General features: G+C 41.4%; 23 protein-coding genes and 1 tRNA gene. 16 read left to right on the top strand and 8 right to left on the bottom strand.

What is annotated here, in order from left to right; translation table 11 throughout:
- Together AAGC65_RS06325 and AAGC65_RS06320 are read right to left on the bottom strand one after the other, a co-directional pair.
- A partial coding sequence (locus AAGC65_RS06325) for a hypothetical protein (protein WP_343111577.1) occupies nt 1-612 on the bottom strand: 612 nt, incomplete at its 3' end.
- A gap of 212 nt (nt 613-824) precedes the next feature.
- Nucleotides 825-1406: a Crp/Fnr family transcriptional regulator gene (locus AAGC65_RS06320; RefSeq protein WP_343111576.1), complete on the bottom strand. Its 582-nt coding sequence runs from the start codon at nt 1404-1406 to the stop codon at nt 825-827.
- Between the two features lie 171 nt (nt 1407-1577).
- Here AAGC65_RS06320 and AAGC65_RS06315 point away from each other — a divergent pair, with 171 nt between their 5' ends.
- From AAGC65_RS06315 to AAGC65_RS06295, 5 genes are all read left to right on the top strand, one after another.
- On the top strand, nt 1578-2144 hold the full coding sequence (locus AAGC65_RS06315) for an ester cyclase (protein ID WP_343111575.1): 567 nt from the start codon (nt 1578-1580) through the stop codon (nt 2142-2144).
- 63 nt (nt 2145-2207) lie between these two features.
- The gene (ygiD, locus tag AAGC65_RS06310) at nt 2208-3032 is read left to right on the top strand and encodes a 4,5-DOPA dioxygenase extradiol (RefSeq protein WP_343111574.1); all 825 of its coding nucleotides are present in this window, start codon (nt 2208-2210) and stop codon (nt 3030-3032) included.
- Nucleotides 3033-3065: 33 nt separating this feature from the next.
- Nucleotides 3066-3746 carry an alpha/beta hydrolase-fold protein gene (locus AAGC65_RS06305; RefSeq protein ID WP_343111573.1) on the top strand — a complete coding sequence of 227 codons (681 nt, stop codon included), beginning with the start codon at nt 3066-3068 and terminating at the stop codon, nt 3744-3746.
- Between the two features lie 10 nt (nt 3747-3756).
- The gene (locus AAGC65_RS06300) at nt 3757-4143 is read left to right on the top strand and encodes a SnoaL-like domain-containing protein (RefSeq protein ID WP_343111572.1); all 387 of its coding nucleotides are present in this window, start codon (nt 3757-3759) and stop codon (nt 4141-4143) included.
- Between the two features lie 129 nt (nt 4144-4272).
- Nucleotides 4273-4359: transfer RNA gene (locus tag AAGC65_RS06295), tRNA-Ser, on the top strand.
- Between the two features lie 44 nt (nt 4360-4403).
- Here AAGC65_RS06295 and AAGC65_RS06290 read toward each other — a convergent pair.
- The gene (locus tag AAGC65_RS06290) at nt 4404-5048 is read right to left on the bottom strand and encodes an SMI1/KNR4 family protein (RefSeq protein WP_343111571.1); all 645 of its coding nucleotides are present in this window, start codon (nt 5046-5048) and stop codon (nt 4404-4406) included.
- A gap of 157 nt (nt 5049-5205) precedes the next feature.
- Here AAGC65_RS06290 and AAGC65_RS06285 point away from each other — a divergent pair, with 157 nt between their 5' ends.
- From AAGC65_RS06285 to AAGC65_RS06275, 3 genes are all read left to right on the top strand, one after another.
- Nucleotides 5206-5499, top strand: coding sequence for a DUF3861 domain-containing protein (locus AAGC65_RS06285; protein WP_343111570.1), 294 nt, complete (start codon nt 5206-5208; stop codon nt 5497-5499).
- 86 nt (nt 5500-5585) lie between these two features.
- Nucleotides 5586-6005 carry a DoxX family protein gene (locus tag AAGC65_RS06280; protein ID WP_343111569.1) on the top strand — a complete coding sequence of 140 codons (420 nt, stop codon included), beginning with the start codon at nt 5586-5588 and terminating at the stop codon, nt 6003-6005.
- A gap of 201 nt (nt 6006-6206) precedes the next feature.
- On the top strand, nt 6207-6959 hold the full coding sequence (locus AAGC65_RS06275) for a DUF1080 domain-containing protein (protein WP_343111568.1): 753 nt from the start codon (nt 6207-6209) through the stop codon (nt 6957-6959).
- Nucleotides 6960-7029: 70 nt separating this feature from the next.
- On the opposite strand, the gene AAGC65_RS06270 is transcribed toward AAGC65_RS06275, so the two are convergent.
- Nucleotides 7030-8517 (bottom strand): PAS domain S-box protein, encoded by a 1488-nt coding sequence (locus AAGC65_RS06270; RefSeq protein WP_343111567.1) that lies wholly within the window; start codon nt 8515-8517, stop codon nt 7030-7032.
- Between the two features lie 193 nt (nt 8518-8710).
- Here AAGC65_RS06270 and AAGC65_RS06265 point away from each other — a divergent pair, with 193 nt between their 5' ends.
- The 7 genes from AAGC65_RS06265 to AAGC65_RS06235 all read left to right on the top strand — a co-directional run bounded on the left by AAGC65_RS06265 (nt 8711) and on the right by AAGC65_RS06235 (nt 17151).
- On the top strand, nt 8711-9583 hold the full coding sequence (locus tag AAGC65_RS06265; protein WP_343111566.1) for an AraC family transcriptional regulator: 873 nt from the start codon (nt 8711-8713) through the stop codon (nt 9581-9583).
- A 123-nt stretch (nt 9584-9706) separates the two neighbouring features.
- The gene (locus AAGC65_RS06260) at nt 9707-10351 is read left to right on the top strand and encodes a TetR/AcrR family transcriptional regulator (protein WP_343111565.1); all 645 of its coding nucleotides are present in this window, start codon (nt 9707-9709) and stop codon (nt 10349-10351) included.
- Nucleotides 10329-11699, top strand: a complete 1371-nt coding sequence (locus AAGC65_RS06255; RefSeq protein ID WP_343111564.1) for a TolC family protein — start codon at nt 10329-10331, stop codon at nt 11697-11699. The genes AAGC65_RS06260 and AAGC65_RS06255 overlap by 23 nt, the downstream gene beginning before the upstream one ends.
- Before the next feature lie 16 nt (nt 11700-11715).
- Complete coding sequence (locus AAGC65_RS06250) at nt 11716-12759, top strand: HlyD family secretion protein (RefSeq protein ID WP_343111563.1); 1044 nt, start codon at nt 11716-11718, stop codon at nt 12757-12759.
- 2 nt (nt 12760-12761) lie between these two features.
- Nucleotides 12762-14363 carry an MFS transporter gene (locus AAGC65_RS06245; protein ID WP_343111562.1) on the top strand — a complete coding sequence of 534 codons (1602 nt, stop codon included), beginning with the start codon at nt 12762-12764 and terminating at the stop codon, nt 14361-14363.
- A 170-nt stretch (nt 14364-14533) separates the two neighbouring features.
- The gene (ilvB, locus tag AAGC65_RS06240) at nt 14534-16270 is read left to right on the top strand and encodes a biosynthetic-type acetolactate synthase large subunit (RefSeq protein WP_343111561.1); all 1737 of its coding nucleotides are present in this window, start codon (nt 14534-14536) and stop codon (nt 16268-16270) included.
- Between the two features lie 101 nt (nt 16271-16371).
- Nucleotides 16372-17151, top strand: a complete 780-nt coding sequence (locus AAGC65_RS06235; RefSeq protein ID WP_343111560.1) for a helix-turn-helix domain-containing protein — start codon at nt 16372-16374, stop codon at nt 17149-17151.
- Nucleotides 17152-17165: 14 nt separating this feature from the next.
- Here AAGC65_RS06235 and AAGC65_RS06230 read toward each other — a convergent pair whose 3' ends face one another.
- Both AAGC65_RS06230 and mug read right to left on the bottom strand, forming a co-directional pair.
- The gene (locus AAGC65_RS06230) at nt 17166-18908 is read right to left on the bottom strand and encodes an MOSC and FAD-binding oxidoreductase domain-containing protein (protein WP_343111559.1); all 1743 of its coding nucleotides are present in this window, start codon (nt 18906-18908) and stop codon (nt 17166-17168) included.
- Nucleotides 18909-19032: 124 nt separating this feature from the next.
- Nucleotides 19033-19539 carry a G/U mismatch-specific DNA glycosylase gene (gene mug / locus AAGC65_RS06225; protein ID WP_343111558.1) on the bottom strand — a complete coding sequence of 169 codons (507 nt, stop codon included), beginning with the start codon at nt 19537-19539 and terminating at the stop codon, nt 19033-19035.
- 442 nt (nt 19540-19981) lie between these two features.
- On the opposite strand from mug, the gene AAGC65_RS06220 reads away from it, so the two are divergent.
- Complete coding sequence (locus AAGC65_RS06220; protein ID WP_343111557.1) at nt 19982-20890, top strand: aldo/keto reductase; 909 nt, start codon at nt 19982-19984, stop codon at nt 20888-20890.
- Between the two features lie 100 nt (nt 20891-20990).
- On the opposite strand, the gene AAGC65_RS06215 is transcribed toward AAGC65_RS06220, so the two are convergent.
- Both AAGC65_RS06215 and AAGC65_RS06210 read right to left on the bottom strand, forming a co-directional pair.
- A complete protein-coding gene (locus AAGC65_RS06215; protein WP_343111556.1) occupies nt 20991-22145 on the bottom strand; it encodes a PepSY-associated TM helix domain-containing protein in 1155 nt (384 codons plus the stop codon).
- A gap of 14 nt (nt 22146-22159) precedes the next feature.
- A partial coding sequence (locus AAGC65_RS06210) for a TonB-dependent receptor domain-containing protein (RefSeq protein ID WP_343111555.1) occupies nt 22160-22898 on the bottom strand: 739 nt, incomplete at its 5' end.

The following is a 22898-nucleotide window of genomic DNA, read 5'->3' as shown; positions in this document are numbered from 1 at the left end:
TACCCAGGCCAAACGGGGCGAAGGGTTATTATCATAAGTGTATAAACTATCTACATTGTCATTTTTCCACTTCAATGTGGTGTGCCCGGTAATTTCATTTTCGGTTACCATTGTACCATTAGCATTCATGCGGGGTCTTGGGGTAATTTGATAAATAGTTTTAATGTGATTACCATCATATAGTATGGAATCATATGATAATAATTTATAGGAAGATTCAGGGGTATTGCCAAGCAATTCCTTTTTTACCAGGTTGTTACCATTGTATATCAGGTTTTCGTCAGCTTTTATTTCAACTCCGTTTAAGGTTGATTTAGATTCTGTACGAACCAGCTTACCACCACTGTATATGTAGTTTTTGGTAAACTTTGTGTTTTTGGCTTTATCAAGTAAGCCATCGGTATTATAGGTTAAGTAAATGGTATCACCGGTTTGGCCCTGTAAAATAGGAACAAATTTGTCTAAACGCACCGAATTATTCTGGTTCGCGTTAGTGTTTTGATTTGGCGTACTTGAATTTGAATCAGGATGATTGGCATTAGTATCCGTACTTTTGGTACACCCCGCAAATATGCAGGCTGCAAGCAGAGCAGTAAGAAAAATGTTGCGCATGGTTTTGTTTTTTAGGTATGTATTAAATTTTGTGATTTAGATGAACAAAACTATCTCTAAATAGAACCTGATTGTGGTACCAGTTTAATTTTTGAACATAGTCCAGCTTAAAAATTTTAAACAATACAAAAACCTGAAGCATATGCAATGCTTTTAACTGAAATGCGCGATAAAAATGAAAAAAGTAAGCGTTGGTATTTTTGCAGATACTACTAAGCTTTGCTATGAATATGCTTTCTGATACGGCTTAGGCTTTCGGCAGTAATTCCAAGATAGGAAGCGATATAAATCAAGGGAATTCTGGAACTGATTTTAGGATGCTGTTTCATCAGTTCCAGGTACCGTTCTTCCGCGCTGATACTTTGTGATGAGTGTAAACGGGCTTGTAAGTGAACGTAAGCCCTTTGGTATAACTTTCTAAAAAAAGTTCCGAGTGATGGGATGGTATCATATAACTGTTCAAGTGCCGGATGGGGCAAAAGTAAAACCTCACAATCTTCTATAACTTCGATAGCCAGGTTACCAGGGGTTTGTGTAATAAAACTTGAAAGGTCTGCTATCCAGTAGTCCTCAATGGCTAATTGCATTACATGTTCATTACCTTGTTTATCTATGGTGTAAGAGCGTAACGCTCCCTTTTCAACAAAATAAAGGTATCGGCATATATCACCTTCATGCAGCAGGTTTTTCTTTTTTTTTACAAACCTTTTAATAAGTACTTGCTCTATCTGTACAAATTCATCAGCTGTTATAAAGCTGTATTTGTTAAAATTATCAAATAATAAAGAGGCCATTTTTCAAACTATCAGTAATAAATATCGCATAACCCCGTGTAGCATCTGTACCGCTAATTTGCCATTTGACTTACCATAGGTCAAGCTGATTTCCTACCCTACATCAAATGTAAAAAAAAATATTCGCAGCAACTTTGACATGTCAATAAAGACAAATCAAAATTCAAAACCATGAAAACTATTATCAAAATTGTTGTGGGGCTATTTTTAACAATGGCGAGCATTAACTCAAATGCGCAGGCATCCAAACAGACAAAAGAAACTGATTCATTGCGGGCCGTTATTACCCAGCTTCGGGCAGCTAACAGAAACGTAAATCAAAATTTAATCAAGTTTGACACTTTGGATTATACTGTTTTTAGCAATCAGCAATGGTTGCGCTTTCATGAAAGCCATGCTCAAAATATTAAAGTGTTTTGGCCAGACGGGCATGTTACCGTTGGCTTGGCCAAACACCTGCAAGATATGAAAGCGTTGTTTGTGCATGCGCCAGATACCCGCATTAAACAACACCCCATACGTTTTGGCTCAGGTAACTTTACTGCCGTTACCGGAGTATTTGAAGGAACCTTTACCAAACCCATGCCAGTGGGGAATGGGCAATTTATAAAACCCACCGGAAAAGCTTTTAAAATACCAATGGCAACTATCGGCATCTGGAAAAATGGTGTGATGATAGAGGAGCATCTGTTTTGGGACAATAAAGCTTATTTAGATCAGATCGGTATAGGTAAATAAATTAAAAACAAGCACTTAAGTGTTTAATAAAAATGAGCACTTAAGTGCTTAATAAAATAAGCCATGAACTTACATAACCTCAATAAAATAAGCCAGGGATATCAAAAGCGGCAACAAAAAATGCCGGTTTTATTTATTGGCCACGGGCACCCTATAAATGCGGTGCTTGATAATGATTTTACTAAAACGCTTGTTCAATTGGGTAAAACGTTAGAAAAACCCAACGGTATACTCATTATTTCGGCACATTGGGAAACCGTTGGAACTTACGTTAGCGTAAATGCAAAGCCACGTACCATTTACGATTTCGGTAGGTTTGACGACCGCCTGTTCCAAATCAGTTATGACGCGCCCGGGCAACCTGAGCTGGCGCGGGATGTAAAGAAAATCATATCAATGACCGACGTTATGGAAGATGCAGATATGGGCTTTGATCACGGTGCCTGGACTATCCTGAAATTCATCAGGCCGGCTGCTGATGTGCCTGTATTTGAACTAAGTATTGATTATACATTGCAACCGCACCAGCATTTTGCATTGGGTGCACAGCTTAAATCATTACGTGAACGCGGCGTTTTAATAATTTGTAGCGGAAACATTGTACACAACCTACGCCTTACAGATTGGTATAATATTGATGCAGCTCCTTATGAATGGAATTTGGAATTTGATGAGCAGGTAAAACGTCATCTTGATAACCGGAATTTTGAGGGGTTAGTCAACTACCATCAAATGGGCAGGCCGGCGATGCTTGCTGTTCCTACCAATGATCATTATTTGCCCATGTTGTACAGTTTAGGCATGATTGATAAGGATGAGCTGATAACTCATATTTATGAAGGTTATCAATACGCATCAATGAGCATGCGTTGTTTCCGAATTGGATAATATGATCTCAAAATAAAATTAATACTATAAACAATGAACAACAATAAAAATAAATACGAAGCTATAAAAGGTGAGGAGCTCATTTTAAAATATAAATTGCGAGAGCCACTGGTTGATATTGACAATCCCGGATTATTGATACTTTTGCATGGAGTAGGGAGTAATGAAAATGGGTTGTTTGATATGGCAGAGCTGCTCCCTGCAGATATGATCATAGTGTCTGTGAGAGCTCCATATACACTAAGGCCAAATAGCTATGCCTGGTTTGATGTTCAGTTTTCTTCAGGTACTTCGATCATTAATCCGGAACAAGCCGAAAAAAGCCGAACCGTATTAAATATGTTTGTTAATCAGCTCACAGAACGCTTTCAGGTTAATATGCAACAGATTTATATAGGCGGATTTAGCCAGGGAGGCATTATGGCCTATAGCGTTGGTTTAACCTTTCCTCAAAAATTTGCCGGTATTTTTAGTTTAAGCGGCCGGTTATTAAAAGAGGTGAGGCCCTTGATTAAGGCAAGCGACGAAATAAACAAACTGAGGGTATTTATAGCTCATGGTACCGATGATAAGGTTCTTTCTGTAAATTACGCTCTGGAAGCAAGGGCTTATCTGCAGGCGCTTGGGGTAAACGCTGAATACCATGAATACCCCATAGCTCATTCAATTGAACAGCAAGAACTTGATGATTTAAACAAGTGGCTTTTAAAATAATAATTTAATTATGGAACCGATGAATCAGGAAATACCCCAAATGAGTACTAAGGGAATAGCAGAAAAATTTGTACAGCTCTGCAGGGAATGGAAAAATACGGAGTTTAAAACAATGTTTTACGCGGAAGAGATAACAAGGATTGAAGCACAAGGTAAAAAAATTACTGGTTTGCAGGCTGTTTTGCAATGTGGTCTTAATTGGCGCGACAAAGTTCAGCATGTTAACAGTGTTCAGATCTCTGATCCGATTATTGCTGAAGATTATTTTGCCGTGAGTATGCGTATGGACGTCTCTTATAAAGATGGAACAAGGTCAATTCTTGATGAAATATGTGTATATGGAGTAAAAGACGGCAAAATAATCTCTGAGCAGTTTTTTTTTAATAATAAATTTTAGCGTCTCATCATTGGGCAAATGCTGATTATCATGAGGTTAAATTAAAGTAAACTGAAGCGGTACCTGATAGTTTATAAAAAAGTTCATATTTGATTTGCCATTGTATTACGGAATTGTACTTTTGCGCCCGGAGAGTTGGCAGAGTGGTCGATTGCGGCAGTCTTGAAAACTGTTGAACTGTGAAAGGTTCCTGGGGTTCGAATCCCTAACTCTCCGCTTAGTAAAAGGCTCGCAGCTTGCGAGCCTTTTTTGTTGATAAGCTATTTTTCATCAAGCCAAAACTTAATATCAATTCCTGGATACTTTAGGTTTTCAAATTCGTGCACATTGTAAATATTCTCGAAGAGTTCATTTGCAACTAATTTACTTAGATCATCCGCGCAAAAAATAATATCGTCACCATGCATGGAGAGGATAGGATTACCCGGAGTATCAATTAACATAAAGCGATGCCCACAAACGGGGAAAATTCTACTAATGTTTAAAGTTAACAGGTCGCTTTCTGATATTAAATTGGCATCGTAAATCCATTTAATGGATGCTTTTATCATATTTAAATCTTGTGGATAAGAATAAAAGACAGGGCTAAAAGCCGCGTTAATTCCGTCATTGCCGTAAATGTTAATGCCGGGCTTACTAAGTCCATTCATTACTTTATAAAAATTCATTAATGGCTCAGGAAAGGAAAATCCGATATCGTCTTGAAATCTTTGAAGATCAGTATCTGATAATCCGCGTTTCCAAGTTGTATCTTCCTGAATCTGGAAACCATAGATATTCTTGTTGAGTTGGATGGTTGACCAATTTTGTTCACTTAAGTGCTTCATGTTCTGAAAAAAAGAGATCGTATTATCTGGCTTTGGAAGTGTAATAAAATCAACTTTATTTTTTTTTAAAAACGGCATGCCTAAATATCACCATTGGAATTTAATTATCATCCTCATCTTAGAAATTTACATGTAATGCTTTAATATCTGTACTTTCTAAATTGTTTTTAGCCGGAACTTTGATGAGTTAAACAACAATGTTCATCTAAAAAGTTTACCCGGATATAAAAACAACATGCAAAAAAAATCTAATAAATATCACCTTACGCTGCAATTAACAGAATATGCCGACGGTACAAGCGAGCCGGCACAGCAGCTTGAACTTGACTTTGATAATCATGACGAGCTATTCAGGATCATCGAAATTTTAAAGGATAAGAATCCTTTCGGCGATTTAGATCAGGCTGTTCAATTTGCTATCGGGCTAAAGTTATTTAGCGAGGTAAAACTCAAAAACCGGCAGCATTCTTTGTTTGAAGAACTTGATCAGGTTTTTCCGGCATTTATGAAGAAATTGAAAAGCCTTTAAGCTCATTTTCGATTTTTTTATTGATAACCAGGAATTACATTGATTCCTGTTAATCGCATGACTTTTCAAATTTAAACTAACAATATATGTCAGCCACTAATGTTTTTAGCCGGAAATTTTTACCTGTGGACTCTTGCTTATTGTTTTTAAGATTAGCAACTGCCATAGTTTTATTTTCCAAACACGGATACGAGAAGATCTTCCACTTTCAGGAGATGTTAAGTCATTTTCCTGACCCTATCGGCATAGGGAAACTACCGGGCTTGATCTATGCCACTATTACCGATGCTTGCTGTACATTACTGCTCGCACTTGGGTTATTTAGCCGCGTTGCTGTAGTATTGCTTCTGAGCAATCTGCTCGTAGCATTTATCGGTGTTCACCAGGGTGCTGTAAATGATCATGGCGAATTGATGATCCTGTACATGATCAATTTAATATTCCTGTTTTTTACCGGGCCAGGTAGAATAAGCTTCGACTATCGTTATTTACTCATCAAATCGTGATGATCTAAGCTTGATATTGTTAAGTTCTTTAGCCATACCAGTTACGTGCTCCTTATTTATAGCTTAAGATTTCATCCGATCAAAAACAGAACGTAACAATACAGGCACATTTACTCAAAATTCGGGTTATAATAGTATTTTAACGCCGGCCTCGGAAATGAGGGTGATCAAGAGTAAACCACATAGATCAATACATATATTATGAAAAAACACCAATTAGCCTGTATCGTATTATTGCAATTAGGTTGTCTGGGAGCTATTGCTCCGGCAACTGCACAAGAGCTTAACCAATTAAGTAAAAAAGAAAAGAAAGATGGTTTTACCATGCTTTGGGATGGTAAAACAAGCACTGGATGGCGAGGAATATTCAAAGACAAATTTCCGGAAAAAGGATGGGGAATGAGCAACGGTGTGCTGACCATTCAAGGCTCAAATGGTAAAGAAGAAGGACTTGGCGGCGATATTGTAACCACTAAAGAGTATGCAGCATTTATACTCAAATTTGATTTTAAACTTACCGAAGGCGCTAACAGTGGTGTGAAATACTTTGTAACGGAGAAAGAGAAAACTTCACAATCAGGCATCGGTCTGGAGTATCAGGTTCTGGATGACGAGCGTCACCCTGATGCCAAGCTAGGCCGAGACGGTGACCGTACCTTATCTTCACTGTATGATATGATCACGGCTAAGAAACCGGCTGCTGCTGTTAAACCAATAGGCGAGTGGAATACCGGCGAGATCAGGGTTTACCCTAACAACCATGTAGAACACTGGTTAAACGGTTACAAAGTATTGGAATATGAACGCGGATCAAAGGATTTTGAAAATCTGGTGGCTTTAAGTAAATACAAAAAATGGGATCATTTTGGCGTAGCACCGCAAGGCCATATTTTATTACAGGATCACGGTAACACTGTTTCGTACCGCAATATTAAGATCAAGGAGCTTAAGTAAAGCGTTTGAGATAAAAATGAAAACCCAGGCTATTTGTAAATAACCTGGGCTTTTATTTTTACGCGTTGCCTCAAGCGGCAGGTTGTTGTAGGGTATTAGCTTCACGTTTAGGCAGTGTACAAAAAAAAGTACTACCGAGGCCAGGTTCTGACTCTGCCCATATACGGCCACCATGCCTGCTAATAATTTCGGCGCAGATGTAAAGACCAATACCCAAACCGGCAATTTTTGATAACTGGCCATGCGCCCGGTAAAACCGCGTGAAAATAAGTGGCAGTTTGTCTGGCGGTATACCCATGCCATGATCATGTATCGTCAGCATCACTGTTTCGTCGGTTTGTGAAAGCGTAACCTCTATCCGGTTATCATCTGGTGAATACTTGACAGCGTTGGAGAGCAGGTTGGTAAGTACTTGTTCTAAACGGTGCGGGTCGCCATAAAAGGGTAGTTCTATAATATCGCCATTCAGGCTAAAGGTATAATCAGGGTTTGATTGTCCGGCCAGTTCTATAGCTTCAGCAACCAATTTTTTAAGGTCAAAAATCTCCCGATTAAGCGGTAGCTTACCCGCCTCAATTTTGGTTACGTCAAGCAGATCATTAATAAGTGATGATAGCTTTTGAACTTGTTTTAATGAACTGTCAATAAACCGAATCTCTTTATCACCTGCTATTCTGCGAAGTAATTGTAATGTGGCCTGCATCGTGGTTAGCGGTGTTCGCATTTCATGACTGGCAACAGCTATAAATTCATCTTTCCGGTCGTTCAGTAATTTTACCTGTTCATAAAGTTGCTTGATTTCTTCGGCAGCTGCTTTTTGCTCGCTAATGTCTCTTGCAATCTTGGATGCACCAATTATCTTACCTGCATGGTCGGTAATGGGAGAAACGGATAATGAAATATCAATCAGGCGTCCGTCTTTGGCAAGGCGTACGGTTTCAAAGTGGTCAACACGTTTGCCGGCAGCTATGTTGCCAATAATGTGATCTTCCTCATTAAGGCGCTCCTGGGGTATAAGTAATGATATATGTTTTCCTAAAGCTTCAGATTCGCTGTAGCCAAATATGCGTTCGGCCCCGTTGTTCCAGCTGGTAATAATACCCTGTAATGTTTTACCGATTATAGCATCATCAGATGTATTAATGATGGCAGCCAATCTGGCCTGATGCTCTTCGGCTTGTTTACGTTCAGTAATATCACGTGCAATTTTTGAAGCTCCAACAATTTTGCCCCGTGCGTCAATAATTGGCGAAACGGTAATTGAGAGCGGAATAAGGCGGCCATCCTTTGTTTGCCTAAGGGTTTCAAATGGATCAACCCTTTTACCGGCTGCTATATGAGCAATAATACGTTCTTCTTCCGGCAGATGTTCTTTAGGAATGATCATGGAAATATGTTGACCAATCGCTTCTGCTTCTGTATAACCTAAAATTCGTTCGGCCGCTGCATTCCAGGTAGTGATATGGCCGTCAAGCGTTTTACTGATAATGGCATCATCAGAACTATTAACAATAGCGGCCAGCATTGCCAGATCATAAGCAGATTGAGTATTCATCATAATGTTTACGGACAAGGTAGCAACATAAAACCTTTAAGAATGTTCTGCTATTAATTAATTTACTTTCAATTTAATAAAAAAATGCCTGATTATACGTAGTTTATTGAATTTTTAAGTATCTGCCGTATTATAAATACGTATTAGTGTTACCGATTACATACCAAGACTGTACTTATCTTCTAATTTTGTATGGATGAACAATGTGAAAACCTTTTCTCTTTCCAGGCATAGCAGGCTTTTTGCTGTGCCCGATAGTAATAAGGAGTATCTTTTTGTAAGGAGCGGGGAGCGCCCTTACTACGAAGAGCCGTACCGGGCAGAAAGCTACGCCATTGTGTATATTAAAGAAGGTGCTGTGAAAATGAATGCTGGGCTCACATCATACAACATTAATGCCCCCGCAATCATTACGTTAGGCGCCTCGGTTATCCGGTATTTTACCAAAAACAGTGATCTGCTTAAAATGGATGTTATTTTCTTTAAAGATTCGTTTTTACTGGAAGGGTACGCTGATCATTTTTTTTTGGGACGGCAGGAATTTTTTGAAAATAATGACCTTCATGTATTGCCACTAAAAGAGGCTGACGTTAATAAATTCAACAAGCTATATGACCTTATTCAGCTTACGCAAATTACCACTACTTATCACCAGGCAGCAATTGTCCGAAGCTATATTTTTACCCTCATTTATGAAGTTGATGATTTACACCGGCAGCATTCGTCTGAAATAGTATCTCCAAAAAAAAATCAACTCCTGTTTGCAAACTTCCGCAAGTTGTTAAGTGCCAATTATAAGCAGGAACGAAAGCTTGATTTTTACGCCGACCATCTGCATTTAACGCCCAAGTCACTATCTGCGGCAATAAAGAAACAATCAGGTAAATCTGCAGGGAAATGGATAGACGAAACCATCATCCTGGAGGCCAAAGTTCTATTGCAGAACAAAAAACTGACTGTGTCGCAAATTGCTGATATGCTGAATTTTTCAGATCAGTCGGTATTTGGCAAATTCTTCCGGGCCGGAACCGGTATATCGCCGATGGCCTATCGGAAAAAGTTCGATTAAACTCACCTTTGTTCTTAGATTTAAAATAAGCTATTTCGACGAATATTGAGGTGGTTTAGCCCACTTTTAGGTGTCTTTTAACCGGAGATTTGTCTTATCAAGAATTTCAATAGAAGTTAAGATATGACAAAGTCTGTAAGTTACGGTGTACAAGATGCCAGGGAAACACTGCTGACAATTGCTGAAGAAGTATTTGCACAGTACAGTTTTGCGGGTGCCTCTATCCGGCTCATTACCGAAAGATCGGGAATGAACTCAGCCATGATCAGCTATTATTTTGGTTCAAAGGAGGCGCTTTACCACCATATTTTCGAAGTAAGGTTAAAAGAGGTGGCAGAAGAGATCAGCCGTTTTGAAGCGCTCGACCTTGATCCGGCTGAAAAATTAAGATCCTATTTAAGGGCTTATATCCAACGCATTGCTTCCAACAAGAGCTTTCACCAATTGGTACGTAATGAACTGGTTACGGTGCAGCATCCGTCTGTTATTATCCTTTTGTCAGAAACGAGAGAAAGGATCTACAATTTCCTGCTGCATATTATCCAACGTGGTATTGCCGAAGGTTACTTTAAAAAGATACACGAAGAACTTTTTGCACTGAATATACTGGCATTGATACCCGCGCTTTTTACTGAGCATTTGCCGGCACGGGTTCATCTGAGCCACCCGTCAAATGAAAACTTTGCAGGAGAAATCGTAAGCTACATCATGTCTGCACTGACTATTGAAGATCATCATTATCAATTTGAAAGAAAAAGTCATGTGTAATTATGCTTACCGCAGTAGGAAACGGTTTTTCCGGGCGGTGATACTATTTATTTTAATGCTGAACATCAGCATTGTTTATGCTCAGGAACAGCCTGGCACTAACTACAAACTTTCGCTTGCCGAAGCTGTGCAAATTGCTAAAACCCAGAATAAATGGGTGCAGGCCGCAGGCATAGAAGAAAGCGAAGCTAATGAAGACCGTAAAGATGCTTTCAAGGCTGCATTACCAACGGTTAACGTTGGTGGTTCATATCAGCGTTTCTCAAACCTTACGCTCTTTTCAGAAGGTTTGAGCCATTCAACAACCATATCTACACCGCCAACACCTAATGCCGCCAATTTAGGGGTTGATGCATCTTTTAATATTTACAGCGGTGGCAAGTTCAGGGCTTTACAAAAGGAACAGACCTCACATTTAAAAGAGGCTGTATTGAATACCCGTGATAAATCCGGAAATATTGCTTTGCAAACAGCGGAGCAATATCTTGACCTCGTCAGGCTTAATGATCTGCAAAAATTTATACTGGATCAGCTTAAAAGAGCCCAAACCCGGTTAAACAATATTAATGCGCTGTATAAAAATCAGAAAGTAACCAGGAGCGATGTGCTGCGGGCAGAGGTAACCTTGGCAAACGTTAAACTGTCGCTGGAGCAAAATGAAAATGATATCATCATCGCTAACCAGCGATTAACCGTTTTAATTAACATTCCTGATTCTGTACGGATATCGCCTGTCGATTCAGCTGCGATGCCTAAACCGGAGGTGCGTTCATTATTACCACTTATCGAGGCTTCTGGTACATCATCATACAGTGTACAAAAGGCTGCTGAAAATATCGAAACAAAACAGGCCAGGCTAAAGATCGTGCAAAGTGCCAATAAGCCCAGTTTTAGTCTTTACAGCGCCTATGGAATCAATTATCCTAATTTTCTGGTGTTTCCGCCGGTTAACCAGGCGTATGCCATTGGCTTTGTGGGGTTAAAAGCACAATATAGTATCTCATCGCTTTATCATAATAAAAGTAAAGTGGCCGCTGGCAAACTTCGGATAAAGGAATTGGAAATTCAGCGGGAGGCTTATAAGGATAATGTGCATACGGAGGTCAAATCCTATTACGTAAAATATGCCGAGGCGCTGAGCCGTATTGCTGTTAATGAGCACTCTGTAGAACAGGCGCTGGTGAACTACCGCATTGTAAATACTAAATATTTAAATCAGCTCTCGTTATTAACCGACTTGTTGGATGCGGATAACCTGTACCAGGAATCAAGGTTTAACCTGGTTAAGGCGCAAACTGATGCCCTCGCTATTTATTACCATATCCTTTATACCAGCGGGAATTTATAAATCAACACTTAAAACAATGAAAAAAGAGAATCATAAAACGCATCCGGGAAATATCGTTATCACGGTTATTGCGGTAATATTATTAATTGTAGGGGCGGTATATTTTATCGGTTACCTGAAATATACTAAGCATTACGAAGAAACTAATGATGCCCAGGTTGAATCTTATATTAACCCGGTATCGGCCAGGGCTGGAGGTTATATTCAGCGGGTTTGCTTCAACGAGCATCAGCAGGTTAAACAGGGCGATACGCTGGTTATGCTCGACGATCGGGAATACCGAGCCCAACTGGAGTCCGCAGAGGCCGCTATGGACGATGCCCATGCCCAGCTGGCCGTGCTTGAGGCTGGTATCCGTTCGGCCCAAACAGGTACACAGATCAATCATGACCAGATCAAAGGCGCACAGGCTAAATACGTGCAACAGCAACAAGATATCAAACGCTATATCAACCTGGTAAAAGAGGAAGCTGCCACTGGTGCCGATCTGGAATTGGTGCAGGCACACTATGATGTAGCTGAAAGTGACTATAGTGCAGCCATAAACGGCCTGAAGACCAACGAGGCCCGAATAATGGAATTAAAGACCCATTACGCCGTGCTGCAAGCCGATATTAAACGTAAACAAGCGGCATTGGAGCTGGCAAGGCTTAATTTATCATATACCATTATCCGTGCGCCATACCCTGGCAGGCTGGGTCGAAAAAATATTTTGGAAGGACAGCAAATACAGCCGGGGCAGCCATTGGTAAGCATTATTGACGAAAAGGAGAAATGGATCATCGCGAACTACAAGGAAACACAAGTGGGAGGGATGTATGTTGGGCAACCTGTTGAAATACGTGTTGATGCCTTAGATGATAGAGTGTTTAAAGGCAGGATCATGGCTATCGCGGGTTCTACCGGTTCGCGTTTTTCGCTGTTACCTCCTGATAATTCAACCGGCAACTTTGTTAAGATCATTCAGCGGGTACCGGTAAAAATTGAGTTTGCGGATGAGCAGGCAGCCAATGTGGTTCCGGGCATGAATGTTACCGTGGCTGTTAAAAAGAAATCTTGATCATGAAGTCTGCCTATTTTAAAAATTGGATAACAGGATGGCATTGGGGAGTGCGCATTGCACTGTTTATGATCCTGTTATCGGGGTTGGTACAGCTTGGGTTGTTTGTACTTACTCAAAATTATATGGTTAGCTATCTTGGCGCACAACCGGAGGATATTCAATTCGGGGTAATGTCAACCTACGCTGGTATTATTACTGTTTTGCCTTTGCAGTTTCGTTTTTTCAAATACTTTCAAACACGCAGTTATTTATTGGCCAGTATAACCCTGGCCGTAGTGCTGAACTTTGTTTGCCTGTATTGCCAGGATATCACTTTGTTTTTGATTATCAGGTTTTTTCAGGGTATTGCAACCAGTAATATGATCGTGTTCGGTTTGTTGCTGATATTTTCACGTTTGCCTGCCGAGCGTGTACAAACTATAGCTCCGGCCGTATTTTACGGAACGCTGCTCAGTAATACCGTGATCATAGGTTTTGTTGGTGGAGTGGTAGTGGAATATGCAGATTGGAAAGTGACCTATTACTATCTGATAGCATTTCAGCTATTAACGCTACTTATTACCTTGTTGATGCTGAAAGCACGGTCCGTACATAAACGATATCCGCTATATCAAATTGATTGGGGTGGAGCAGTTCTGTTTGCGTTTAGCGCCCTTTCATTAGCATACACCATAATTTATGGGTCAAGGTATTATTGGTTTAATGATCCGCGGATATGCTATAGTGCATTGGCAGCAGCAACGGGTTCCTCTTTATTTTTGTACAGGCAATACCTATTAAAAAGACCGGTGATAGATCTGAGGGTATTCAAATCCCGGAATTTCGTGATGGGCATTTGTTTGCTTGCTGTTTATTACGGCTGTAAGGATAGTGTTAACCTGATTTATGGTTACGCCGGCGGGGTACTTAAATGGAGCGCGCTCCAGGTAATGATACTTGCCTTATGTAATATAACCGGTATGGTTAGCCTGTTGGTGTTTTCTGTCAGGCTGCTCCTCGCCAAAAAAGTGACAATTAAAATTCTGCTGATTATCGGCTTTGTGTTAATGAGTGCATTTAATATCTGGATGAACTTTTTATTAACCCCCGACCTTTCATTCACCGATCTGCTTATTCCGGTATTTATTCAGGGAGCCGCTTCAGGGTTGTTATTTGTACCCATTATGATATTTGTACTTTCATCGGCATCAGCTTATGTTAGTACTACCGGTTTGGTTTTAGCGGCCTGTACGCGCTTTACCTCAACGTTAAATTCATTCGCGGGGTTTTATAATCTACAATTGTACTTCAATCAGTATTTTAAAGAGGGCTTTTTGGGATATCTCACCACCGAAAACCAAAATACAATTGAGCGTTTAAGCAGCTACCGCGCTTTGTATACCTCAAAGGGATATTCACTTGATCAGGCATCGGCTTTAGCTAACGCGGCTATAGGTCAAAATTTAACCCAGCAAACCCAGTTGCTTACCAACCGGGCCATGTTTATGGTTTTTGCCCTGGTAACGCTGGTTTTGGCAGTTGTTATGCTGATTATTCCGGCCATTGGTAAAACGTATGCTCATTGGAACAAGCGACTGGCAATTCCCTTTAAAAATCTTTGAGCTTAAATGGCCGGAATCATAAAAAGGTTGACCATTTCTAAAAATAGATACCGGGACACACGGTTTAGATTTGTATTAAAGGTTGAAGATGAAACAACCGTGAATTAGGGTGGCCTTATTTAACAGGCAAATGATAACAGGTACCTAAACGGTACAAAAAATTATACAGGATGGAATCTGCACAACAGGAAGCAACAGCGGTATTAACAAGTGAAACAAAACAAATTTCAGGATCGGTAGCCATATTAGAGGCTTTAGTTGCCGAAGGGGTTGATGTGTTTTTCGGTATGCCGGGAGGCGCTAATATAGCCATATATGATGCCTTGTATTATTACAAAGAAAAGCTTGATCATATTTTAGTCAGGCATGAACAGGGCGCCATTCATGCTGCTCAGGGGTATGCCCGCACATCAGGAAAAGTAGGCGTAGCTCTTGCTACAAGCGGTCCGGGTGCAACCAATATGATAACCGGTATTGCCGACGCCATGATTGACAGTACCCCGGTGGTTTGCATAACCGGGCAAGTGTACGCGCATCTGTTAGGTACAGACGCGTTCCAGGAAACAGATATCATTAACATTACCAGCCCTATAACTAAATGGAATTATCAGATAACGGATGCAGAAGAAATACCGGCTGTTTTAGCTAAGGCGTTTTATATCGCCCGCAGCGGCCGCCCTGGACCTGTGTTAATTGACATTACTAAGAATGCGCAATTGCAGCTGTTTGATTATATGGGACACGTCAAATGTGATCATATAAGGAGTTACCGTCCAAAGCCAATCGTTCGCCCGGAATACATTGAGCAGGCGGCACAATTGATTAATCAGGCCAAAAAGCCTTTAGTGCTATGGGGCCAGGGCGTTATTTTGGGTGGAGCAGAGGCCGAGTTTAAGATGTTTATTGAAAAGGCGGGTATCCCCAGTGCCTGGACAATTTTAGGTCTGGGCGCAATCCCTACAGATCATCCATTAAATGTTGGTATGCTGGGTATGCACGGAAATTATGCGCCAAATGTATTAACTAATGAATGTGACCTGCTCATTGCTATCGGGATGCGCTTTGACGACAGGGTTACGGGCCGGTTGGATAAATATGCCAAGCAGGCCAAAGTAATTCACCTTGATATTGACCCGGCAGAGATTGATAAGAACGTAAAGTCGACAGTACCTGTTTGGGGCGATTGTAAGGAAACCCTGCCCATGCTTACTGCTTTAGTTGAGCAAAAAGAACACAAGGATTGGCTGGCCACATTCCGTGCATATTATGAGGAAGAGTTTAAGGTGGTGATCGATCCGGAATTGAATCCCGAATCAGAGGATATTACGATGGGCGAAGTTATCCGTCATCTCAACGAGTTGACCAAAGGCGATGCCGTTATAGTAACCGATGTTGGCCAAAATCAAATGGTGGCAAGCCGTTATTCCAAATTTAATAAAACACGCAGTAACGTAACCAGCGGTGGTTTGGGTACAATGGGTTTCGCTCTCCCTGCAGCAATTGGTGCGAAGTACGGTGCGCCCGACAGAACGGTAATAACAATAGCCGGTGACGGTGGTTTTCAGATGAATTTACAAGAACTGGGCACCATTATGCAAAGTAAGGTAGATGTAAAGATCATCATTTTAAATAACCGCTTTTTGGGAATGATACGGCAGTGGCAGGAGCTATTCAGCGATAGCAGGTATTCGTTTTCTGATCTGGATAATCCCGACTTTGTGGCGCTTGCAGCTGCTTATCGTATTGAGGGTAAATGGGTTTCAGATCGTGAAGAACTTCCTGCCGCGTTATCTGAAATGATGAATAGTAAAGGCCCTTATTTACTGGAAGTATTGGTAACAAAGGAAAATAATGTTTTTCCGATGGTGCCTCAGGGATATAGTTTAAGCGAGATCAGGCTTAAATAAAGTGTCTTTCATAATGATTGATTAAGTGTGATGATGATGGATTGAATGTATCTGCCTCTATAACAGAGGCGGATCATTCTTTCTTAATGAAAACAAATAGAATGAGTTTAGTTGCTTCCCTCGAAGAAATTGAGTTGTACGAGGAATCGATATTTGTGATGCATGAAAAATGTGAAAAGTTTGCACCCTTTCATCAGCATTCTAAAAATCAACTGACCTATGTTGAAGGTGGATTAGGGTATGTGCGGTTTAGGGAAAAGCTTGTAGTTATACCGGCGCGCCATTATTTCTGGATCCCGGCAGGGGTAGAGCATACCTTTACCATAGGCCATTCGACAACCAGATGCCGGACATTGTTTTTTCATACCAGTGAAGATTCGCAAAATGAATTTTACGGTAAAGTAGGTATATATCCTATAAACGATCTCCTTTTTCAAATGATCAAATTCACAGAACAGTGGAGCGGGCATATTTTGCCCGGCGATGAACGGTTTGTGTTTTTACAGAGCATTAAAAATATTTTGCCTCATATAAGTAATCAAAAACTGTCGGCAGCCTTACCCTTTACCGAAAATGAACGTATGTTGAAAATAATGGCCTATATGGAAGAAAACCTTTCAGAAGGTCATACCCTGCAGAGTATAAGTTCAAGGTTTGGTGTTAGTGAAAGAACACTATCCAGATTTTTCCAAACAACTTTGAGCGTTTCCTTTTTGCAATACCTGAAGCTTTTAAGAATGGCCCGGGCCTTTCAATTAATCATAGGAAATAAGCACTCTTTAGCTGATATAGCCTTTTTATGCGGTTACCAGAGTTTATCGGCCTTTAGCAATACCTTTTACCAGGTTACCAAAACACGCCCCTCGGAGCATCTGGTCTGAACTTTTTTACGTTATTAAAGGTCCAGATCAACAGGGCTTATTGGTATGGCACAGCACAGCAGCACGTTCCCGCTTGCAGGCGGATCAAGCGGGTTGGGCGAATAGGTAACCTGCCCATCTATCATGCCCGATTCACAACGATGGCAAACACCCATTCGGCACGACCAGCTGACCGGCACATCGCAGGCTTCTGCCGCTTCCAGTAAACTACCAAATTGAGGATTCCACTTAAATGATACTTTACTTTTGCTGAAAGTAACCAGAGGCCCTTCGCCAGTATTATCCAATGGCAGGTGAGGCGTTTTCCCGCCGTTGGCTGAGGCTTCCATATCATTTTCAAATAACTCAGATTTAATTTGGCTGCCGGGTATCCCGATGGTTGTTAAGGCGGTAGTAATATTATGATAATACTGCTGTGGCCCACATATATAGCACTCGCTATTTGATGGCAACTGTAAGGTTTGTAACAAAGCTAAATCAAGATGACCTTTAATATCATAGTTGATACCGCATTGTTCACCGCTATCGGGCGAGCTGTATATGATCTTACTATGAAAAGAAGATAGCTGTTTCCCAAGCTCTTGTACTTCCTCCGCAAAAGCCTGGTATGCACCATTGCGACAGGAGTATATCCACCATAATTCACGTGCAGGATCATGGGAGGCTACATGGTACAGCATGCTTAACAAAGGGGTAATACCTATCCCCGCGCTAAACATGACCAGCGGCCCTTTATCTGCCGATAAAGTGAAAGTACCGCGCGGCGCGCTTATTTCCACTTTATCGCCATTTTTAATGTGTTGATGCATGTAGGTGCCGCCTGCTCCGTTTGTTTCCTGCTTTACGGCGATACGTAAATAGCCGGCATTCTGCGGGCCGCAAAGGGAATACATGCGTATTAGCGGAGCGCTATCTTTGGTCACAGATAATCGGACTGCGATGTGTTGTCCCGGTGTGAAAACTGGTATCTGACTACCGTCTGACGGAATTAAATCAAATGACCGTACGCCTTCACACTCTATACGCGTACGCTGAACAACAAATGGCCGGAAGCCTGCCCAGGCTGGGGGAGCAGCAACTCCGTTCAATCCTGCATTTCCCTTAGTAATGCCTTGTGAGGCTGCATCAAGTAGATTTTGAAATGATTGTTTCCACGCATTACTAAGAGCGGAGATTTCCAACGCTTTTTGTAGCTTATCTACAGGATGATCTTTTAAATAAAGCAGTCCGTCAACATCGGCAACGCTCATTTTTTCATTCCCATCGGCAATCTTTTCTATTACGTCGCCGGCGCCAACATCACCCTCCTGTATAACGCGAAAATAGAAGCCCGGTCGTTTGTGCGAAATCAACAAAGCAGGCATCTCCGGCACGCCGGTACTTATGCCAACCCGCCAGCAGGTAACCCTGGGTTGGGTAACCTCAAATATTGCCGATCCGATGCGGAAACGATCGCCAATACAAACCTCATTATCGGCCATGCCTTCTACGGTAAAATTTTCACCAAATTGCCCGTAAACAAAATCATTACGTTGCAGGGTATCGCTCCAGTATTGGTATGCCTCCGTTTGATAAACCATAACGGCCCGGTGTTCGCCGCCATGCCCGAGCAGGTCGGCTTGCGCGTCACCATCTAAGTTGAGCTTTCTTGCACGGATACGCCCGTTAACAGGCGTTTTGAATACCGATGTCCTAACCATCTGGCCGCGCCAGGGTATTTCCCGGGGCTGACCTACATTCACAGATACAACTTTCATACTGGTTGATTTAAAAGATGTTTCGCTACTATAAAGCTACTTATAGCGTATCCATAAACAATACATTTTGTCAAAAAAATAGTAGAAAATAAGAATTGGCTTGTGCGGGCAAACGTACTGATAACTATTGTATTGCGATTAGTAATTGCTTGTAATTAGTTATCAGATCGCTGAGGGTAAAGCCTCTGTTCAGGCCGCTTGGATTGGGTAAAACCCAGACCTTTGCTCCGCAGAAATCTTCAGTCTGCGGCCCCCATGAAATTTGCTTTTTCCCCGAAAAAACGGCGTAAGCTGGCTTACCCAGAAATGCTATGTACTTTGGTTGATAAAGATCCATTTTGGTTTTAAAAGCTTCGATGGCATTTTCAAACTCGTCTTTGGTAAGCTCATCGGCGCGTACAGTTGCTCTTGCTACCGCAGTGGTGAGGCCATAACCAAAATCAAGAATAGTGGCATCATTCAACGGTTCAATTTGATAGGGAGTGAAACCAGCCTGGTGCAATACTTTCCAAAAGCGATTGCTTCGACCTGAAAAGTGATGGCCGTCCCAGGCAGATTTTAAGCCGGGGTTTATCCCGCAAAAGAGAACAGTAAGGTTATGATCAATAAGATCAGTTAATATGGGTAACATGTGTCAATAGTAAAAATATACAGTACTGCAATCAGGTAAAGTTAAGGCGACTTTGATATAAAAACATGATAAAGCCAGCCAATATTTAGCTAAAGCCCGACAAATTAACATTGATGTACAGTGCTCCTTAAATATCATTTTAAAGCAAGAAATGTCAATTGACCGGATTGATAAAATTGTTGGCGATCTTCATAATCCATAAAAGAGAAAACGTATTGAAATTTGCCTTGAAAGAGGATAAGAGGACTTTAACCAATAAAGTTTTCTTGTCATCAAAATGGTTTAGCCATTAAGATAAAAAAACATAAAAATATATATTGTAAATCAGGTAGTTAAATGGGGTTTTCTGTCGTAATTTGTAGTGTGTTTTAATAATATATACAACGGAACTACAGAAACCTGGTGGATTGACTATGGCAACCCACAATAAATATATTATAAAATGAAAACAGAAAATAATTATCTCCCTATGCCGGCCCTTGGGTTTGGCACTTTGATCCCGGATGCAGCCGAAACAATAAAGGCTACCAGAAACGCGCTGGAAGCCGGATTCCGACATTTTGATTGTGCCGAACGATATAGAAACGAAAGCGAGGTAGGTGAGGCCCTACAGGCAGGACTTGCCGCTGAAGGCATTGCCCGCGAGGATATCTACATTACTACTAAGTTATGGAATACCAATCACAGGCCTGAGCGTGTGGAAGCTGCATTTGAAGGAAGTTTGAAACGACTGCGTACTGATTATCTGGATCTGTATTTGATTCATACACCGTTTGCCTTTCAGCCAGGGGAAGAACAGGATCCGCGGGATGAAAACGGCGAAGTTATTTACGATAAAGAGACAACTTTATTAGATACCTGGAGAGGGATGGAAAATTTGGTGGATGGCGGAAAGTGTCGGGCTATAGGACTGTCTGACATTGGCCTCGACGAACTGCGACCGCTCTATGAATCTGCGAGAATTAAGCCGGCAGCAGTTCAGATCGAATCTCACCCTTACCTGCCAGAAACAGAGCTGTTGGAATTTTGCAAGGAAAGAGGAATTATATTTTTAGCATTTGCACCATTGGGTCATGGAATAAAACCGGGACTATTAGAAGATCCTGTTGTTTTGGCGGTTGCCGAAAGGGTAGGAAAGACTCCGGCTCAAGTGCTTTTAGCCTGGGCGGTACAGCGCGGTACAGCCTTGCTTACCACTCCTAAAACGATGGCCCGTGCAAAGGAAAATTTCGATATCTCACCTTTGCCTCAGGACTTGTTTGATGAGATCAACAATATCCAAACCCGGCAAAGATTTAACGCGGTTGTGAAAACAGGCGTTCCGGGTTTTATAGCAAGAGTAACTGAATAGCAAAAGTTTAAAGGGCAATTTGATAATTACCAATTGCCCTTTTTGATATTGTTCATGAATTACCAACTTTTTCCGAAATGGCGTTTTAAGTTATGTGCCTTTAGGATACTACCCGCCTTAAATGTTTACCGTCCGAGGATCGGATCATTCTTTTCTTTTTCCCTCGTTTACCCAGATAAACAATAAGGCCTGTAATGGGCAGCGATGCGCTTATGAGGCTGGCTAAAAAAGCGATGATCTTGCCTGGCAACCCTGCTATTTGCCCGGTATGGATATCATAATTCATATTGCTGAACCTGAAACCGGCGCTTTTTTGTTCAGTAGGTAAATACCGTAATAACCTGGCATTGTATTTATCAAAGTTATAACCATCATTATAGCTAAAGTGCAAAGCCTGCGGATATGCGGTTACGCTTACTGTTCCGCTTTTTGCCGCGCCGGGTATCATAATGAGCATTTGAGCATTGGCCGATTTTTGCTTTACCGTATCATAAGCCAGATCCATCACCTGGGTTAATTTCAAGCCCTGTGCCATTTGCGTAGTATCTGATTTTATCTTTTTTACCTCTAAAGGATATTCCTTACCGCCGTTTAACAATTGCCTAACACCTTTACCCATAGTTTCATAAGCCATATTTAAGCCGCTCAGGGCAATAATGAGCACAAAAGCGGTAGCATAAAAGCCAAGTACGTTGTGCAGATCATAATTTACCCTGCGCCATTTGCCTTTCCATTTAATGGTAAAGCTGCGTTTGCGGTCTGATTTTCGCTTGGGCCACCAGAGGACGATACCAGTGATCATCAGCACCACAAAAATGATCACGCCAATATTTCTGATCTCGGCGCCAATTCCGGGAGGCATAAAACAATACAGGTGCACGTTTTTAACCTGGTTAAAAAAAGTGTTTTTAAAGTCCTGATCATACAGGAATTGCCCGTTATAAGGGTTGAAAAATAAGGAATGGAGAACCTTATTATTGCTGATGCGTACCTGCACAGAGCGACCATCGCCAAAATAAAGCACTGAAGTTACTTTACCTTTTGGGTACTTTTTAATAGCCGATTGCTGGAATGCCGATGGTTTCAGCATCGGTGTTTCCTGTACAGGCACCTTGCGGTAGCTATACAAGGCATCCTGAATTTCGTCCTGAAAACAAAAGATGCAGCCTGTAATGCTAACCACAAAAACCACCAGCCCGGAAATAAATCCGAGCCAGCGGTGTATAAATAATATCGCCTTTTTAAAAGAACCCATGTAAATTGATGGTCTTAAAATTTAAAGGTCACGTTGGCAACAAGCTCGCGTAGCATCTGCGGGTTCATAGTACCGCTGCCTACCCAATAATGTTTATCGCCAATGTTATTCATTTTTAAACCAATGCGATAGCGCGACTGGTCATAAAATACAGCAGCATTATAAACAGTATAAGCCGGTAGTGTAAATACACCCGCGGTTGCACTGTTCACCGCATAAACATCGCTTGAATAATTGCCTCCTGCGCCAAAGCCCAATCCCTTAACAGCACCATTGCTAATGCGGTAACTTATCCAAAGGTTGGCCGAACGGGCGGGGCCGGCAGATGTTGGCCTGCGGCCGTTTAATGCTGCGCTGGTGTTGATGTATTTACTATCGTTATAACCATAGCCCGCAATTACATTGAAGCCTGCAAATGGGTTGGCCACTACTTCGGCCTCAATACCGCGGCTGCGTTGTGTACCATTTTGGATAGATAGTTGCGGATTTGGATCATAAGTACGCACAATGTCAACAACCTTAATATTATAATAGCTTACATTACCACTCAGGCGACCGTTCAGTAGATCGAATTTTACACCACCTTCGGCTTGGTTGGCATGTTCGGGTTTAAAGTTTTTGCCTTCAAAATCGGTACCGGTTTTGTTGGTAAAGCCGGTCTGGTAGTTTCCAAATAACGAGACTTGTTCCGGGATGATTTGGTAAACCAAGCCAAATTTTGGCGAAAAAGTTAACTGGTCGTAATCGTCGATT

This window comes from Mucilaginibacter sp. (genome assembly GCF_039207105.1).
In the GTDB taxonomy this organism is placed as follows: Bacteria; Bacteroidota; Bacteroidia; order Sphingobacteriales; family Sphingobacteriaceae; genus Mucilaginibacter.
This window is presented reverse-complemented; position numbering and strand designations above follow the sequence as displayed.

Bases quoted from the DNA above. Each gene is read 5' to 3' on its own strand.
- AAGC65_RS06320 (WP_343111576.1), bottom strand. From the start codon at position 1,406: ATGGCCTCTTTATTATTTGATAATTTTAACAAATACAGCTTTATAACA.
- AAGC65_RS06315 (WP_343111575.1), top strand. From the start codon at position 1,578: ATGAAAACTATTATCAAAATTGTTGTGGGGCTATTTTTAACAATGGCG.
- ygiD (WP_343111574.1), top strand. From the start codon at position 2,208: ATGAACTTACATAACCTCAATAAAATAAGCCAGGGATATCAAAAGCGG.
- AAGC65_RS06305 (WP_343111573.1), top strand. From the start codon at position 3,066: ATGAACAACAATAAAAATAAATACGAAGCTATAAAAGGTGAGGAGCTC.
- AAGC65_RS06300 (WP_343111572.1), top strand. From the start codon at position 3,757: ATGGAACCGATGAATCAGGAAATACCCCAAATGAGTACTAAGGGAATA.
- AAGC65_RS06290 (WP_343111571.1), bottom strand. From the start codon at position 5,048: ATGCCGTTTTTAAAAAAAAATAAAGTTGATTTTATTACACTTCCAAAG.
- AAGC65_RS06285 (WP_343111570.1), top strand. From the start codon at position 5,206: ATGCAAAAAAAATCTAATAAATATCACCTTACGCTGCAATTAACAGAA.
- AAGC65_RS06280 (WP_343111569.1), top strand. From the start codon at position 5,586: ATGTCAGCCACTAATGTTTTTAGCCGGAAATTTTTACCTGTGGACTCT.
- AAGC65_RS06275 (WP_343111568.1), top strand. From the start codon at position 6,207: ATGAAAAAACACCAATTAGCCTGTATCGTATTATTGCAATTAGGTTGT.
- AAGC65_RS06270 (WP_343111567.1), bottom strand. From the start codon at position 8,517: ATGATGAATACTCAATCTGCTTATGATCTGGCAATGCTGGCCGCTATT.
- AAGC65_RS06265 (WP_343111566.1), top strand. From the start codon at position 8,711: ATGAACAATGTGAAAACCTTTTCTCTTTCCAGGCATAGCAGGCTTTTT.
- AAGC65_RS06260 (WP_343111565.1), top strand. From the start codon at position 9,707: ATGACAAAGTCTGTAAGTTACGGTGTACAAGATGCCAGGGAAACACTG.
- AAGC65_RS06250 (WP_343111563.1), top strand. From the start codon at position 11,716: ATGAAAAAAGAGAATCATAAAACGCATCCGGGAAATATCGTTATCACG.
- AAGC65_RS06245 (WP_343111562.1), top strand. From the start codon at position 12,762: ATGAAGTCTGCCTATTTTAAAAATTGGATAACAGGATGGCATTGGGGA.
- ilvB (WP_343111561.1), top strand. From the start codon at position 14,534: ATGGAATCTGCACAACAGGAAGCAACAGCGGTATTAACAAGTGAAACA.
- AAGC65_RS06235 (WP_343111560.1), top strand. From the start codon at position 16,372: ATGAGTTTAGTTGCTTCCCTCGAAGAAATTGAGTTGTACGAGGAATCG.
- AAGC65_RS06230 (WP_343111559.1), bottom strand. From the start codon at position 18,908: ATGAAAGTTGTATCTGTGAATGTAGGTCAGCCCCGGGAAATACCCTGG.
- mug (WP_343111558.1), bottom strand. From the start codon at position 19,539: ATGTTACCCATATTAACTGATCTTATTGATCATAACCTTACTGTTCTC.
- AAGC65_RS06220 (WP_343111557.1), top strand. From the start codon at position 19,982: ATGAAAACAGAAAATAATTATCTCCCTATGCCGGCCCTTGGGTTTGGC.
- AAGC65_RS06215 (WP_343111556.1), bottom strand. From the start codon at position 22,145: ATGGGTTCTTTTAAAAAGGCGATATTATTTATACACCGCTGGCTCGGA.